The organism is Ruegeria arenilitoris (assembly GCF_013030265.1).
GTDB lineage: Bacteria > Pseudomonadota > Alphaproteobacteria > Rhodobacterales > Rhodobacteraceae > Ruegeria > Ruegeria arenilitoris_E.
The window spans coordinates 124,091-139,320 of sequence record NZ_WPZQ01000007.1; the positions used below are offsets into that span (position 1 = coordinate 124,091).

General features: G+C 56.0%; 14 protein-coding genes. 10 read left to right on the plus strand and 4 right to left on the minus strand.

Annotation, left to right across the window (positions count from 1 at the left end; genetic code table 11):
* The first annotated feature begins 2 nt into the window (after positions 1–2).
* The 3 genes from GOX61_RS13925 (at position 3) to GOX61_RS22620 (ending at position 3,436) form a co-directional block, all read left to right on the plus strand.
* Positions 3–713: a GntR family transcriptional regulator gene (locus GOX61_RS13925; RefSeq protein WP_170334600.1), complete on the plus strand. Its 711-nt coding sequence runs from the start codon at positions 3–5 to the stop codon at positions 711–713.
* Between the two features lie 12 nt (positions 714–725).
* Positions 726–1,823, plus strand: a complete 1,098-nt coding sequence (locus GOX61_RS13930; protein ID WP_170334601.1) for a Gfo/Idh/MocA family protein — start codon at positions 726–728, stop codon at positions 1,821–1,823.
* 464 nt (positions 1,824–2,287) lie between these two features.
* Entirely contained in the window at positions 2,288–3,436 is a 1,149-nt protein-coding gene (locus GOX61_RS22620; protein WP_170334603.1) for an adenylate/guanylate cyclase domain-containing protein, read from the plus strand.
* Positions 3,437–3,639: 203 nt separating this feature from the next.
* On the opposite strand, the gene GOX61_RS13940 is transcribed toward GOX61_RS22620, so the two are convergent.
* The gene (locus GOX61_RS13940; protein ID WP_170334605.1) at positions 3,640–5,151 is read right to left on the minus strand and encodes an ABC-F family ATP-binding cassette domain-containing protein; all 1,512 of its coding nucleotides are present in this window, start codon (positions 5,149–5,151) and stop codon (positions 3,640–3,642) included.
* A gap of 362 nt (positions 5,152–5,513) precedes the next feature.
* Here GOX61_RS13940 and GOX61_RS13945 point away from each other — a divergent pair, with 362 nt between their 5' ends.
* Genes GOX61_RS13945 through GOX61_RS13975 form a run of 7 tightly spaced genes read left to right on the plus strand, consistent with a single transcriptional unit; the run spans position 5,514 to position 12,022 of the window.
* Complete coding sequence (locus GOX61_RS13945) at positions 5,514–6,251, plus strand: GntR family transcriptional regulator (protein ID WP_170334607.1); 738 nt, start codon at positions 5,514–5,516, stop codon at positions 6,249–6,251.
* 20 nt (positions 6,252–6,271) lie between these two features.
* Positions 6,272–7,294: an ADP-ribosylglycohydrolase family protein gene (locus GOX61_RS13950; RefSeq protein WP_302478296.1), complete on the plus strand. Its 1,023-nt coding sequence runs from the start codon at positions 6,272–6,274 to the stop codon at positions 7,292–7,294.
* Positions 7,291–8,223, plus strand: coding sequence for a PfkB family carbohydrate kinase (locus tag GOX61_RS13955; RefSeq protein WP_170334609.1), 933 nt, complete (start codon positions 7,291–7,293; stop codon positions 8,221–8,223). Before GOX61_RS13950 ends, GOX61_RS13955 begins: the two co-directional genes overlap by 4 nt.
* A 41-nt stretch (positions 8,224–8,264) precedes the next feature.
* Complete coding sequence (locus GOX61_RS13960; protein ID WP_170334617.1) at positions 8,265–9,305, plus strand: ABC transporter substrate-binding protein; 1,041 nt, start codon at positions 8,265–8,267, stop codon at positions 9,303–9,305.
* Positions 9,306–9,333: 28 nt separating this feature from the next.
* Complete coding sequence (locus GOX61_RS13965) at positions 9,334–10,197, plus strand: ABC transporter permease (RefSeq protein ID WP_170334619.1); 864 nt, start codon at positions 9,334–9,336, stop codon at positions 10,195–10,197.
* Positions 10,194–10,979 (plus strand): ABC transporter permease, encoded by a 786-nt coding sequence (locus GOX61_RS13970; protein ID WP_170334621.1) that lies wholly within the window; start codon positions 10,194–10,196, stop codon positions 10,977–10,979. Before GOX61_RS13965 ends, GOX61_RS13970 begins: the two co-directional genes overlap by 4 nt.
* Positions 10,979–12,022: an ABC transporter ATP-binding protein gene (locus tag GOX61_RS13975; protein ID WP_170334623.1), complete on the plus strand. Its 1,044-nt coding sequence runs from the start codon at positions 10,979–10,981 to the stop codon at positions 12,020–12,022. Before GOX61_RS13970 ends, GOX61_RS13975 begins: the two co-directional genes overlap by 1 nt.
* A gap of 108 nt (positions 12,023–12,130) precedes the next feature.
* Here GOX61_RS13975 and GOX61_RS13980 read toward each other — a convergent pair whose 3' ends face one another.
* The 3 genes from GOX61_RS13980 to GOX61_RS13990 are packed head-to-tail and all read right to left on the minus strand — an operon-like array spanning position 12,131 to position 15,227.
* Entirely contained in the window at positions 12,131–13,069 is a 939-nt protein-coding gene (locus GOX61_RS13980; RefSeq protein ID WP_170334625.1) for a 3-hydroxyacyl-CoA dehydrogenase NAD-binding domain-containing protein, read from the minus strand.
* Entirely contained in the window at positions 13,069–13,809 is a 741-nt protein-coding gene (locus tag GOX61_RS13985; RefSeq protein WP_170334627.1) for an SDR family NAD(P)-dependent oxidoreductase, read from the minus strand. Before GOX61_RS13985 ends, GOX61_RS13980 begins: the two co-directional genes overlap by 1 nt.
* Positions 13,809–15,227, minus strand: coding sequence for a gamma-aminobutyraldehyde dehydrogenase (locus GOX61_RS13990; RefSeq protein WP_170334629.1), 1,419 nt, complete (start codon positions 15,225–15,227; stop codon positions 13,809–13,811). Before GOX61_RS13990 ends, GOX61_RS13985 begins: the two co-directional genes overlap by 1 nt.
* Positions 15,228–15,230: the final 3 nt, after the last annotated feature.

Sequence of the window (15,230 nt, forward strand, 5' to 3'; positions counted from 1 at the left end):
ACATGAACGCATCCGACAGAAATCCGAACGCACTGCCGGTTTACATCCAGATCGCAGAACTGCTGATCCGCGATATCGCAGCGGGCCGCCTGATTGATGGTGAACGATTATCGCCTGAACGTGAGATGGCAGCGGAATTGAAAGTCTCAGTTGGGACGTTGCGAAAATCGCTCGCTGAGCTGGAAAAAAAAGGGATGCTGGAGCGCATTCAAGGTTCGGGCAACTATATTCGCGAGACCGGAACACAAGACAGCGTCTACGCGATGTTCAGGCTTGAGTTACCTGAAGGGGGCGGGCTGCCGCGCGCAGATATCCTTTCAGTTGATCATCTGAAGAAGCCGGCCGATCTGCCTGATTTCGGAGCCTCCGATGCGGGCTCAAGGGTGCGCCGGATGCGCTACCTGAATGATACAATTATTGCGGTCGAGGAAATCTGGCTCGACGAATCAGCGGGATTGATCGACCGGAGCCTGCTTTCCGACTCTCTCTACCGCTACTATCAGCGCCAACTGGGTTTTTGGATCGCAAGGGCCGAAGACAGGGTTTCAGTCCAACCATTACCGGATTGGACGCCGCCCAATTTCACTAAACAGGCAGGCGAAGCAGCCGGCTATATCGAACGTTTCAGCTGGTCGGAAAGCGCCGAACCCGTTGAGTTCTCGAAAACATGGTTCGATCCGGATCGGGCCAACTACGTCCAACGTCTAAAGTAAAAGGAAGCACGCATGACCCGGACCATCAATTACGGGCTGATTGGATGCGGCATGATGGGGCAAGAGCACCTTCACAATATCGACTTGCTGGAAGGTACTCGTGTAACGGCAATATTTGAACCTGATCCAGAGATGGCCGCTGCGGCAGCGAAGATTGCGCCAACCGCAATCATGGTAGGTTCGGTGCAGGAGCTTCTGACGGTTAAAGAACTCGATTGTATCGTCATTGCCAGCCCGAACCATCTGCATGTGGATCAGATCTGCGAAGTTGCTGACACGCGCCCGCTGCCGTTGTTGGTAGAGAAACCTCTGTTTACAGATTCAAGGGATTTGGATCGGCTGGAGCAGGTAAGACGCGATTACCCGTGCCCAATCTGGGTTGCGATGGAATACCGGTATATGCCTCCCATTGCAGCTCTGATCGAAAAGGCTGAGGCGACGGGTGGTATAAAGATGCTATCAATCCGCGAACATCGTTTTCCATTTCTTGAAAAGGTCGGGCACTGGAATCGATTCAACCGCAATACGGGCGGCACTTTTGTTGAAAAATGCTGCCACTTCTTCGATCTCATGCGCTTGATATTGAAATCTGACCCGGTGCGTATCACCGCGAGCGGGGGGCAGGCCGTCAACCATCTGGACGAGAGTTACGACGGCGAAACTCCGGATATTCTCGACCACGGCTATGTAATGGCCGAGTTTGCTTCTGGCGCGCGCGCGATGCTGGAGCTTTGCATGTTCGCAGAAGGATCTCGCTTTCAAGAAGAAATATCGGCTGTTGGGCCGGACGCCAAAATCGAAGCGCTTGTACCCGGACCCGGACGCTTCTGGCCGGATCATCTGGGAGACGCACCAACACCAAAGGTAATCGTTAGTCCACGCAATCCTAAAGGGCCTGTGGCAGTAGACGTTCCAGTGGAGCCCGGCCTGCTGGCAGCCGGGGATCACAACGGGTCAACCTATTATCAGCATGAGGGTTTTCTGGCTTTGCTTCGTGGCGAAAAAGCCAAGCCGGACGTGAGTTTAGAAGACGGTCTCTGGGCCGTTAGAATGGGGCAAGCTGCGCAACAGGCGATAGGTACCGGTGAAACGGTATATCTGAACGATTGATTGGAATTGGAGCCCGGGGCGTTCTTAAACCACGAATGTCCCGGACATTTTTTTGTCAGAGCTGATCTCATACGGAACTCGTGCTTAGACTGCTGAAGCGGTGGTCAACGTTTGAGTTCAGTCAGATTTTTGGGCAAAGTCGCCGGGAAATCTCACCCCGTCTGCTTAGTGCAATAAGTCTGCGGTCAGTGGTTTGGACTGAGCAAGATCGCTGCGGCAAACACGGGCGGCTGCTTTTTTGGCAGTATCGCGACAATACCGTTTCCGCACATGCAGCAGCAATTGTACTACTTGGAAGCGCAAAACAAACCTCAGTGATCGGGATGGCTTGGTCGCTACCATCGGCGCAGCGCAGTGGTAAGCGAGGGCCTGCCTTTTCAACATCGCACCCTTCGGGCCAGCATAGGTGCTTTCACTGCCAACGGTGTATAGATTGTCTAAACGCCACACATTGCGAGAGAACCGTGTCCGAGATTGATCACCTGAACCATTGGTTGATTTCCAAAGGTCGATTGCTTGGCGACGAGGTAAAAATCGTCAAAAGTTATTGCGAAGGCCTAGAGAAGCTTGGCGTACCGTTGAGCCGTGCACGGATTGCTCAGAATTACTCCAACCCACTGCTGAGCGCATGGGGGATCATCTGGACGCCCGAGGAAACCCACCGCTACACCGTGCCGACTACAGTTCTGTCGACCAGCGCTTGGCACGGCAGTCCTTTTGAATATGTCGTCACTCAGCGGCGTCCTCTGCGCAAACGTCTGATTGATCTCGATCTTGCGGCTGAACACCCTGTTTATTCCGAGCTTACCCAAGCCGGTGCCACAGACTTTCTGGCCATCCCTCTGGAGCATGGCAATGGATCGGTTCAGGGTACCAGTTTCACTTCGAATGCGGAAACTGGGTTTTCGGACCAGCACATCAGATACATTGAAGACACGCGCTACGCTCTTGCCGCAGCTTTGGAACCCATCGCAATGCGCCATTCTCAGATGAGTCTTCTTCAAACCTATCTGGGTCGTGGCCCAGCTGAAGAAGTCGGTCAGGGGCACATAAAGCGAGGCGAACATAAGACGGTTTCCGCAGCAATCCTGTTCGCGGACCTCCGTGGCTTTACCGAGAAAGCCTCAACCTGGTCCGAAACCGATTTGCTGAACATGATGGGTGAGTATTTCGAGATGGTTGTATCACCCATTCAGGATGCAGATGGCGATGTTCTCAAATTCATGGGGGATGGCATACTTGCCGTATTTAACTCTGACGACGTACAAGCCTCTTGCAGGTCTGCTGTTCAAGCGGCGCATCAAGCTTTGGTAAATCTGCGCGGTTTTAACGACAAAGCCTCAGAGCAAGGTCGGGAAGCCATAGAATTTGTAATCGGTATTGATTTTGGGCAGGTGACCTTCGGCAACATCGGCAGCCCGGACCGATTGGATTTCACCGTCGTCGGTCAGGCAGTAAACGTGGCCAGTCGCGTTCAGGAACTGTGCAAATCGCTGGATGAAAAGATACTGATAACAAAGAGCGTCGCAAAACACCTGGCGCATAACGTGAAGTCGGTCGGATACCATTCCGTCCGCGGTTTGCGTGATGAGATCGAGATATTCAAAGCCTGAGCAAGTCCTTCAAGCCGGGGGTTGCCGTTGGTCTGGTTTTGGCGTCTCGCTTACATAGCCGTCACATAGTGCAGAAACCGGGCATTCCTTGTGTGGTTCGCAGTGGGCGGTAAAGCGGACAAATGAGCTTTCGCTGCAAAGACATCAATGCCCGCTTCACGATGGTCAACCTTCAGAAATTTACTGGAGCACGGGATACACGATCAGCCCATCTCTTTCGTCAGAAACGGCTCTGGGCTGTCCGTTTCTTCCAGTCCCTTCCCAGTGATCAGCCAAAACCGATTGCCGACATTGCGCAAGAAACTGCGATCGTGACTAACAAGCAGACAGGATGCATGATGTGTGATCAATTCATCCTCAAGAGCCTCTTGTCCCTCGATATCAAGATGGTTCGTCGGTTCATCGAGTAAGTAGAAATTCGGATTTTTCAGCCGTAATATCAGCATCGCCAAACGCGCCTTTTGTCCGCCGGACAGCGCTCCGATCCGGGTATCTTGCATTTGTATCTTCACGCCCGCACCCGCCAGCACGCCGCGTGCGCGTTGGTCACCTATGTCAAACTGCCCCGCCACAGCCGTCATCGGCGTCTCGCTATCCGAAAGTTGGCTCAGATGTTGATCAGAATACGCTGGCACAACCGAGGGAGCACAACTGACCGCTCCTCCGCTTCCAGAAAGTGCATCTTGTACCATCTCAATCAATCGGGTTTTCCCCGTGCCATTCGCCCCCAAAAGTACGATGCGGTCTCCGGGCAAAATCCATTTCCGCCCGGTCTTGTACAGCAGCCGACCGTCCGGGGTTTCAACCCGTGCGTCATCCAAAATGACCAGAGCTTTGGCATGAGTTCCACTGTTGGCCAGTTTGATACCACCTGCGCTGTGTTCCCGGTGGGCGGGTTTGGCACTCGCCTCAATCTGCGCCGCCCGATCATTTAGCTGTTTGGTCTTCGTGACCAAAAGGTCAGACCCGGAATTAATGCCGATATTCTTGAGCTTTGCCGCCTGTTTGCGCAACTGCTGCGCCTTGTTCAAATCATTGGCAAACCGCCGTTGGTCAGCGGCGTCTGCTTCATCAAGCGCTGTGCGTGCTGCCGAAAACGGGAGCGGAAAAGCGTGTGATCGCTCCTTGCGCAAAAACAGTGTTCGGTTAGTCGTCGCATTGAGAAATGCTCGATCATGCGATGACACAACAATTGCTACATCGCGCCGCAACCCGGACAACCAGTTTTGGAGCAGTCCAATACGACGCAGATCCAAATGGTTGGTCGGCTCATCCAGCAATAGGATATCTGGTTCCTGAATCCAGGCAGCGGCCAACAGTGCAGTCCTTTGCCAACCACCGCTCAACTCATTGAGTGGGCTATGCTGTAACTCGTACGGAACACTCAGGTCATCAAGCACCACATCCACCCGCCAGCTTTCATATTCCGCCTGCTCGGCAGGAAGGGCGTCCAACACCCAATTGTAGAGCGTTTTGGCAAAGGCATGATCTGGAACGTATTGGGTCACATATCCAACTCGCAAACCGCGCGCTCGGATGATTTGTCCGGTCGTCGGTTCGTTTTGGCCGGTCATACATTCCAAAAGTGTTGTCTTGCCGCGGCCATTAGCGGCAACCAATCCAATGCGATCACCTTTGGAAATTGCCAGGTTCAGATTATCAAAAAGAAGATCACCACGGATTACGCTTAATGCGTTGATATTCATAACAGTCATCGGAGTCTCTGCTCATACTAGGAGGTGCCGCGATGCGGCTTTGGGCAGACCGATTGAAATGTTGTTTCTCGGACCCGCCCTGCAAACGTATTTACAGGGCGAAACGGGGACCATGCTGAAGTCGGCGGATGATACGCATGTTCAGCTTGTGCCCTCCCGTTGTAGATTGTGACTGTGTTCGCAGACCTTAGAAAACAATGTCCATCTCAGCAAGTGCCTCGCTGCGGAAAGCACACCCTAGTTACATTTTTGTAGGTCAGCAGCAGAGAACCTGCTGCTGCCATTCTCAGCGACAATTTCCAGCTGGCGAATGAACCCTAAACCGTTGTTGACAGGTTTTTGAATCTGAATAAGGTACATGTATGAACAAGCTTGAACAAGAATCAACAAGTAGCGATCTGATCGGAGCCTCCAAATCGGTCAGAATAGCACATCAGCTGGAAGAAGAGATCAGGTCTGGCGGGCTTGGAAACGGGACACCGTTAGCCAGCGAAAATGAGCTTGTCAGACGGTTTTCGGTCAGTCGAAATACCGTGCGCAAAAGCCTCGAAATCCTCTGCCGCAAAGGCTTGATCACGACCCGGAGAGGGATCGGATCGTTTGTGACCTTTGGTGGTCAAACTATCGACGACCGCACCGGATGGAGTGTCGCGCTGTCCTCGGGTGACACCGAGCTCGCGACCCGTGTCCTGCGTCTTGCACGCGGGGGAATGGATCTGAATGACGTGCCGGATCTGACCGAAACAGACTTCCTGATCGTCGATCGCTTGCGGTTTCGCGTGAAAACCGGTCAGGGCGTTTCGCTCGAACGAAGCCGGGTTGCCTGGCGCCCCGGGTTTTCCGAAATCCTGGAGAACGGCCTTGAAAATGGGTCATTGACGGAAACGCTGCGGCTTCGCGGGCTGAGCGTCGACGGGGGAAAAGAATGGGCCCGAGTGCTGCCTGCCCTCAGCGCGGCGGATGCGGCCGTGATGGGGCGTGAGAAGGGCGAGCCAATGCTGCGGCTTTGCCGTCTGACGCGTTCAGCCGACGGGGCAACCCTGGAATACGTCGAGAGCATTCTCGATCCGGACCTGTTCGGTCTGCAAATGGAGTTTTGACAGCGTTGACGGACAGAGGCTTGGCATATGATCGCGCGTGTGGTGCCCTCGCCGGTATAGCGGTCGGGGATGCATTGGGCATGCCATCCCAAACCCTGTCGCGACGGCAGATCGCACACCACTATGGTGATATCACCACCTATGTCGCGCCTTACCCGGATCATCCCGTTTCGCACGGCCTTCGGGCGGCACAGGTGACGGATGACACCGAGCAGGCGTTCTTGTTGGCGAAACGCCTTGTCGAAGACTGCAATGGCTTTGACGAAGTGCTTTGGGCACAGGACTTGCTGGATTGGGAACGCGATGTCAGGGCGCGGGGTTTGCGCGATTTGCTGGGGCCGTCCTCCAAAGCAGCGCTCGCCGCGATGCTGGCCGGGGAGTCAGCACTAGAAACCGGACGCAACGGTACAACGAACGGGGCCGCGATGCGGATCGCCCCGGTTGGAATTGCCACCAAATACCAACCATCCGACACATTTCTGGACCGCATCGAACTGGCCTGCCGGATGACGCACAACACAGGCGAGGCAATCGCCGCTGCCGCGGCAGTTGCAGCCGTTGTCAGCAGCGGCGTGGACGGGCTTGATTACGACGCTGCGATCACAGCCGCTTTAGATGCTGCCGAGAAGGGGCAGGAACGCGGTTACCGGTCAGGTGAAGCCGATATGCGCAAGCGGATATCTTACGCATTGAACCTTGCGGACACAGGTATCGCTGCTGACGAATTTGCGCAGTTAGTGGGAACGTCTGTCGCATCATATGAATCTGTCCCGGCGGCATTCGGTGTAGTGCGAATGGCCTCAGGTGATGTTTGGGAAGCCGCTCGGATCGCGGCCAACATAGGAGACGATACAGACACCATCGGTGCGATTGCCGGCGCGATGGCAGGTGCCTGCGCTGGCATCCAGAGTATTGACCCTAATGTGCTTGCCCCTGTCCGCTCGGCAAATGACCTCGCAATCGAAGCGACGGCTGAACAACTGCTGACCCTGCGCGGCGTTTCAGCAGATGCTCTACGCGACACGACGGAGGCAACGAGATGACCAATCGCCTCTTGCAGATGTCCGGTGTCGTTGCCGACCTTCTCTACGAAGTCGAAGCCGTGCCCGCGCCGGGGGAAGAAGCCATTGTCAAAGGGTTCTCCATCACGCCGGGCGGAGGTTTCAACGCGATGGTCGCCGCGAAGCGCGCTGGCATGATGGTGTTCTACGGCGGCTCAATCGGGTCCGGTCCGTTTGCCAAAATTGTTCGCGAAGGCCTCAACACTGAGAGTATTCCTTTTCTGCGGACACAGGATCTCAGCCGCGATCAGGGTTGCTGCACCGTGATGATCGACCCGCAAGGCGAGCGAACGTTCGTGGCCAGCGACGGTGCCGAGGGGCATGTAACTGACGAAGATCTGACTCAGATCAGCTTTCATGAGTTCGGCTGGACGCTGCTGTCGGGTTATGCCTTGCACTACGCCGGATCGCGTCAGTCGTTACACCAATGGCTGACCGATGACGACAAAATACGCAACCTAGTTTTCGACCCGTCGCCCATAGTCGCCTCACTAAATCGCGAGGCTCTTCAGGCAGCGATGACCCGAGCAACGTGGATCAGCGCGAATATGCGGGAAGCAGCGGTTTTGACAGGACACGCTGATCCGGCCGAAGCCGCCAAAACACTCGCTGAAACACGCCCCAACGGAGGAGGTGTCGTAGTGCGTCTGGGCGAAGACGGCTGCATTCTGGCCCGGTCGAGCGCCCTTGAACACATCGCGCCTTTCCGCGTTCAGGCCGTGGACACAAATGGGGCGGGTGACACTCATATCGGCAGTTTCATTGCCCGAATGTCACGCGGCGAAACACCAAAACAAGCTGCCGTTTACGCAAATGTCGCAGCAGCTTTGTCGACCACACAAAAAGGACCGGCGACAGCCCCAACCGAAGCGGTCGTCGAAAACGCCCTGAGCAAGAAAGAGGCTGGTTGATCGAGAACCGAAGCTAAAGACCATCCAACTGGGAGACGACAATGAACAAACACATCTTTCTGGCAACCTCAGTTGCCCTCACAACCATGGGCACGGTCGTACTGGCTGATGAAATTCGCGTTCTGAATTGGCAGGGCTATGGCACCGATCAGGACTGGGCCATCGCTGCGTTTACGGAAGCCACCGGTCACACCGTTGTTCATGAATACTTCAACTCGGAACAGGAGATGCTGACAAAGCTGCGGACCAATCCGGGTGCCTATGACGTGGTTCTGATCAATGCGGCCTTCACCCCTCAGGCGCAGGCCGAAGGGTTGATTGGGCCAGTCGATAGCTCGCTTGTTGCCAACTTTAGCGATGTCTCAGAGAACATGGCCACCAATCAGGACCTGAATGCAGGTGGTGCGCTACATGGTGTGCCCTGGACCTGGGGCCTGACCTCGTTTGCAGTGAACACCAATGAGTTCAGCGAAATGCCAACCTCGATCGAGGTGTTCTGGGATCCAGCACATGAAGGCAAAGTGTCGATCCGCGACGATGCGCTGGAGGCGGTTCAGTTCGCGGCAATCGCCACCGGTCAGAACATCAACGACATTCAGGATCTGGATGCCATTGAGGCCAAGTTGGCGGCGTTGATGCCACAGATCAAAACCTACTGGGGTTCGGAGAACGACTGGAACCAGTTCATGGCCGCCGGTGATCTGGACGTGGCGACATTCTGGTCTGGTTCTGCAAGCAGATCGATGGCCTCTGGTCTGCCGGTTCAGTTCGTCGTCCCTGATGAAGGCGCAATCGGTTGGCTTGACGGGCTGTCCATCCCTGAAACCTCAACCAAGAAAGAGGCAGCACACGCCTTTATCAACTGGATGATTGACCCGGAATTCTATGTGAAATGGGCCGAAAGCGGTGCCCCGGCCTCGGCAAATGCCAAGGCCGCTGCTGCTCTGCCTGATGACGCATTCAACAAGCGCGTTCTGGGCGATCCTGCCGTTGTAGCCCGTGTGCAGTTCCAGCGTCCGGTCTCCGATGAAAACCGCGAGAAGTACCTGGAACTATGGCAAGGCCTGAAGGCCGCGCAATAATCAGGCCAAAGCAAGGGAGAAAGCAGACATGTCAACGGTTCTTGCCCGTCAGGACAGGCTCAAGATCGCCTCGTTGCTTTCCCCCGCATATATCTGGCTGACAGTGGCAATTTTTCTGCCGCTGTCGGCGATGCTCTATTTCAGCTTTCTGTCGGATGTGCCGTTTGGAGATGCCGAATGGCGTTACACCACGGACAACTATCAGGCGTTCTTTCAAACCTCGACCTATGCAACGCTGCTGTGGAAATCCATAAAGCTCGGCCTGACGGTGACCGCGGTTTCGGTGCTTGTAGGTTTTCCCTGCGCTTATGTGTTGGCCAAGGTGATCAAGGGAAAATCGCGCGAGGCACTGTTTCTGCTGGTTATCCTACCCTTCTGGTCAAACTCACTGGTTCGTATCTTTTCATGGGCGATCGTGCTGCGCGGGAACGGAGTGCTCGATCTGGGCCTGAATGCAATTCTGCCTTTTGAGGTGGATGTGAACCTGATGTTCTCAACTCCGGCCATCGTGATCGGACTGGTTCATTCCTACCTGCCTTATGTGATCCTGACGTCGTATCTGGCGCTGCAGGCAATAGATGACAGCTTGATTGATGCCGCCCGCTCAATGGGTGCTAACAAGTTGACCATCCTGTGGCGCCTCATTCTCCCTCTTTCGCTGCCGGGCTTGTTGGCGGGCGCCGTGCTGATATTTGTGCCCGTAGTCGGGTCATTCATGGAACCCCGCATCCTAGGCGGACGCGTTGGCACATATTTTGGCACCGTCATCGAGGACCAATTCGTTGCTGTCTTCAACTGGCCATTGGGAGCCGCATTGTCCTTTATCCTGCTGGCAGTTGTGTTGCTGATCCTGGCAACCGCCAGCCCGGTTCTGCGGAGGGCTCAGGCATGAAGGGGACATATCTCGCCTGGGTCGGAAAAGCCTGGCTTGGGCTGATCCTGTTCTTTCTCTACGCGCCAATCATCGTCATGGCGTTCATGTCCTTCAACGCCTCGCAGTATTATCAGTTGCCTTTCGAGTTTTCGCTGACCTGGTATGAAAAACTGGGCCAGAATACCGAGATTCTAAACGCCGCGACCCGGTCGGTTCTTATCGCGCTGACGACAACGGTGATTGCCACAACACTGGGGACAGCCGCATCTCTGGCGCTTTTCAGGTTCGAGTTTCGCGGAAAGCGATTTCTGCAGGTCATGCTGTTCCCGCCGATCGCAATCCCCTGGCTCATTACCGGCACGGCAATGTTGATCTTTTTCTACGGCGTCGGATTGGGGCGTGGCACACCTTCTGTTCTGATTGGCCATGTCGCTCTCGCTCTGCCTTACGTAATCGTGGTGGTAAGCGCTCGGCTGGCGACCTTTGACGTGACCTTGGAAGAGGCTGCCCGATCCATGGGCGCAGACAGCTGGACCGTGACCAGACGCGTGACCCTGCCATGGATTGCGTCGGGTATCATCGCGGGTGCCCTGTTCGCCTTCGCGGTCAGCTTTGATCAGTTCGTCGTCTCGTATTTCCTGTCCGAACCCGGTGACAGTACTTTGCCGGTGCTGATCTACACGTCGATCCGCAAAGGTTTCACGCCGGAAATCAACGCAATCTCGACAATCATAATCGTCATCTCAATGGCCGTGATGCTGTTTGCAGCCCGGTTTTCAAATTTCGGAGGAGAGCGCTGATGGCCGAAGTCTCTGTTCAGAACGTCACTAAATCCTTTGGATCGCTCAAGGCGCTGAACGATGTCACCATGGATTTCCCGAACGGCGGTTTTTTTGCCCTGCTCGGCCCGTCCGGCAGTGGCAAGACAACGTTGCTTCGCACCATCGCGGGTTTCATCTTTGCGGATAGCGGCTCGATCTATATCGGCGACCAATCTGTCGAGAACATTCCGGTCGAAAAGCGCGATATCGGGATGATGTTTCAGAACTATGCCCTGTTTCCCAACATGACGGTGGCAGACAATGTAGGCTTTGGACTGCGCGTGCGTAAAGTAGGCGCCGCAGAAGAGCGCCGCCGTGTGGGTGAGGCGTTAGAGCTCGTTCAGCTTGGCCAGTTAGGCGACCGAAAACCGCACCAGCTTTCCGGCGGGCAGCGACAGCGCGTGGCATTGGCGCGGGCAATCGTGACCAATCCCAAAGTGCTGTTGCTGGACGAACCTCTGTCAGCGCTGGACAAGTCGTTGCGTGTGGACATGCAGATCGAACTAAAGCGCATCCAGCGCGAGATTGGGATTACTACGATCTTTGTAACCCACGATCAGGAGGAGGCTCTGACCTTGTCCGACAAGATCGGCATCCTCAGACAAGGCGCTATGATTCAAGCCGGCCCACCACGGGAGGTGTACAATAACCCCGTCGATATCTTCACAGCCGAGTTTCTGGGTGAAGCAAACATTCTGACCGCACAGGGCGGCACAGCGCTGAGCTCCGCCAGGGCGGATATCAAACTGCCAAGCGGGGCGACAGAACAGTCTACTCTCGCTGTCCGGCCCGAGAACATGAGCATTTCAACCTCGGAACCCGGCGGGGATGCGATTTCCAAGATCCCCGCAACACTGGTCCGGCGCATCTTTGCTGGTGCAATGGCGACCTGTGTTTTGGAAAACGGCGGAAACACATTCAAGGTGATCGCGCGCGATCAGGACATCCCGGACCTACCAGAAGGCGGCGAAATCTGGCTGAGCTGGAAACCGGAACACACAATGGTTGTTCCCAACCCATAGTGGATTTCTTTGGTCCCAAGCGGTTCAGTCACAAATTCCCTTGAGTGCACAGCAAGCAGAATAGGTGGCAGCCCTGCTATTTCTGGGCTGCATTTTGCTTTTCGATAGTCACTTTCCCTCTTTCACTTCTGTTAAAGCCGCCTGCATCTTCACAATTCTAGCATCGCGCAAAGCGGCAAGTTCTTCGACTGATGTGTCGTTGTGCGATGCCGCCAGACCCTGTGCTAGCAATTCTGCAACTTCAGGAGTGAGTTGGGGTGTTCCAAGATCATCCCACCAGCCATTGAACGTGTCGGCGAAATGATCACAAAAAGCAGGAAGACCGCCTGATCCAGCACCAAGGCTGAAGAGTGTCGTCGGCCCCATGGCGGCCCATCGTAACCCAGGTCCAGCGGACATGGCCTTGTCGACGTCTCCGACGCTGGCGACACCGGTTTGCACCAAGTGAATGGCCTCGCGCCAGACAGCCGCCTGCAATCGGTTGGCGACATGGCCGGGGACTTCCTTGTTAACACGGATAGTGACCTTACCGATGTCCTTGTAGAATGCCTCGGCCGTGGACACCGCATCTGCGTCAGTCAGGTCGTTGCCCATCACTTCGACCAGCGGGATCAGGTGCGGCGGGTTGAAAGGATGGCCAAGAATAAAGCGACCCGGGTTTTGCCAACCTGCCTGCATCTGGCCAAGCGTCAGGCCGGAAGCCGAGCTTGCGATGACAGCATGCGGCGCAATACCCGGTTCGATCTCAGCAAAAATTGCGTGCTTGATCGGCAAGCGTTCGGGGACGTTCTCCTGTACGAAGTCCGCGCCCTCAACCGCTTCGCGCGCCGAACGAACGAAGGTGACCTGATCGTGGGAACCTCGCGTTGTCAGACCCAGTTCATCCATGGATTTCCAGGCTTGGTCGATATAGGCGCGTACGCCGCTTTCCACACCATCGGCGGGATCGTAGACCGTTACAGACCGGCCCGAGGCCAGAAACAGGGCGGTCCAGCTGGCGCCAATAGTGCCCGCGCCCAGAACAGCAGTATGTGAGATTTCTACCATCAGAATAGCCCTGTATTGATAGGTGATGCAGCAGTCATTCCACCGTCAATCGTGAACAACTGCCCTGTGGCGAACCCTGCCTCATCCGACGCCAGCCATACAGCCATGGCGGCAATGTCGGCAGGCTGGCCAAACCGGCGTGTGGCATGCCGGGACAGCGCGTCCTTTCGGGCCGCGTGCGGGTCATCGGACAGATCAAATCCAGCGTCCAACATGCCTGTCTCGATCCAGCCGGGACAGATCGCATTGCAGCGAATTTTTGGGCCATGATCCACCGCGATCGAGCGTGTCAGTCCATGAACAAAGGCCTTTGACGCGTTATAGAGCGCCATGGATGGGTCCGCGACCTTGCCGGAAATCGACCCGATATTGATGATCGAACCGCCCTGCGGCATGACCGGAATAAACGCCCGGCACATGTTAAATACGCCCCGACAATTAGCCCCAATGACCAGATCCCAATCGGCGTCGGTACTTTCGACAACAGTTTTTTCAACCTGCACGCCAGCATTGTTGACCAGAATATCGACGACACCGGCAGCTTGAGCCAGTTCTTCGACCTGCTCCACGTCAGATACGTCCGCACCGTACCAGGTTACCGCATCCGGCAGGCCCTTAGGCCGGTTGCCGCGCCCGCATGTGCTAACGGTTGCGCCCTCGGCTAAAAAAGCCTCAACAATCCCGCGCCCGATGCCTTGGCGGCCACCGGTGACCAGTGCTCTTTTCCCAGCCAACCGCATCAGTGTGCCACCATGACGTGACGGATCGAAGTATAGGCATCGAGGGCATAGACACTCATGTCACAGCCGGTTCCGGACCCTTTCATCGCGGCCCATGGCATTTCCGGGGTCCCTACCCCATGGGTGTTGACCCATGTAAAACCGTAACGCAGTCGGCTGGTCATCTCCATTGCGCGACCGACATTTGCGGTCCAGACCGAAGAGGCCAGCCCATAACGGCCAGAATTGGCAATGCGCAAGGCATCTTCGGCGTCACTGAAACGAGAGACTGAGACGACGGGGCCGAAGACTTCATGAGTGGCCACCTCAGCATCGTTGTCGACATTGGCCAAAACGGTCGGCTGGTAGAAGTAACCCGCACCGTCGCCTGAAGCGCCGCCGGTTACGACCTCGCAACTGGTGCGGGCGCGGTCCACGAAGCCCGCCACGCGGTCACGCTGGCCGGCTGAGATCACCGGGCCCATTTCCGTGCCTTCAGCTTTTTGACTGCCGATCTTGATTTGGCTGACCTGAGCCGCAATTGCCGCGACCAGCTTGTCATAGGCACCGTCTTGTACCAGCACGCGGCAAGGCTGAGCACAGTCCTGACCGGCGTTGAAAAAACTGCCAAACCTGATCGTTTCGGCAACGGCTTCGATATCCGCATCGTCAAAGACGATCACCGGGGCCTTGCCGCCCAGTTCCAGATGCACATGGCGGATCTGATTACCTGCAGCCCGCATCGCCGCCATGCCGGTGGCCGGGCTGCCGGTTACGGTAATGGCCTCCATCGCGGGGCTGTTGATCAGTTGGTCTCCGATAGTCGGACCGGCGCCATGGATCACATTCAGAACACCTTTAGGCAGAATATCGTTCAAAAGCTCAGCGGCTCGTAACGTGGATAACGGCGTGAGTTCCGAGGGTTTCAGGACAACGGTGCAACCTGCGGCAATGGGCGCGGCCAGCTTCCAGGCGGCCATCATAAGCGGATAGTTCCAGGGTGCGATGGCCGCGACTGGCCCAACCGGATCGCGACGGATCATACTGGTATGGCCCGCCACATACTCACCTGCGGCAGAACCAGACATCGTCCGCGCTGCGCCAGCGAAGAACCGGAACGTGTCGATTGTCAGCGGCATCTCATCGTCACGAGCCGAAGGCCAGGGTTTGCCAGCGTTCAAACTTTCTAGCTCGGCCAGTTCATCCTGACTTTCTTCAAGGCAATCCGCGATAGCCAGCAAAAGCGCGGACCGTTCCGCCGGGGTGCTGCGCGAGAAGCTCTCAAAGGCTTCCTCGGACGAACGCACCGCGGCCTCGACCTGTTCTGGGCTGGCCTCATTCACCTGCGCAATCTCGGACCCGGTGGCCGGGTCCACGATGGTCAGCGCGGCACCGTCCCCGGCAACCAGTTCGCCATTGATCTGCATTTTTGTTTGCATGCT

Coding starts and splice junctions, on each gene's coding strand:
- GOX61_RS13930 (WP_170334601.1), top strand. CDS start 726: ATGACCCGGACCATCAATTACGGGCTGATTGGATGCGGCATGATGGGG.
- GOX61_RS13975 (WP_170334623.1), top strand. CDS start 10,979: ATGGCCGAAGTCTCTGTTCAGAACGTCACTAAATCCTTTGGATCGCTC.
- GOX61_RS13960 (WP_170334617.1), top strand. CDS start 8,265: ATGAACAAACACATCTTTCTGGCAACCTCAGTTGCCCTCACAACCATG.
- GOX61_RS13940 (WP_170334605.1), bottom strand. CDS start 5,151: ATGACTGTTATGAATATCAACGCATTAAGCGTAATCCGTGGTGATCTT.
- GOX61_RS13925 (WP_170334600.1), top strand. CDS start 3: ATGAACGCATCCGACAGAAATCCGAACGCACTGCCGGTTTACATCCAG.
- GOX61_RS13970 (WP_170334621.1), top strand. CDS start 10,194: ATGAAGGGGACATATCTCGCCTGGGTCGGAAAAGCCTGGCTTGGGCTG.
- GOX61_RS13990 (WP_170334629.1), bottom strand. CDS start 15,227: ATGCAAACAAAAATGCAGATCAATGGCGAACTGGTTGCCGGGGACGGT.
- GOX61_RS13965 (WP_170334619.1), top strand. CDS start 9,334: ATGTCAACGGTTCTTGCCCGTCAGGACAGGCTCAAGATCGCCTCGTTG.
- GOX61_RS13980 (WP_170334625.1), bottom strand. CDS start 13,069: ATGGTAGAAATCTCACATACTGCTGTTCTGGGCGCGGGCACTATTGGC.
- GOX61_RS13955 (WP_170334609.1), top strand. CDS start 7,291: ATGACCAATCGCCTCTTGCAGATGTCCGGTGTCGTTGCCGACCTTCTC.
- GOX61_RS13945 (WP_170334607.1), top strand. CDS start 5,514: ATGAACAAGCTTGAACAAGAATCAACAAGTAGCGATCTGATCGGAGCC.
- GOX61_RS13985 (WP_170334627.1), bottom strand. CDS start 13,809: ATGCGGTTGGCTGGGAAAAGAGCACTGGTCACCGGTGGCCGCCAAGGC.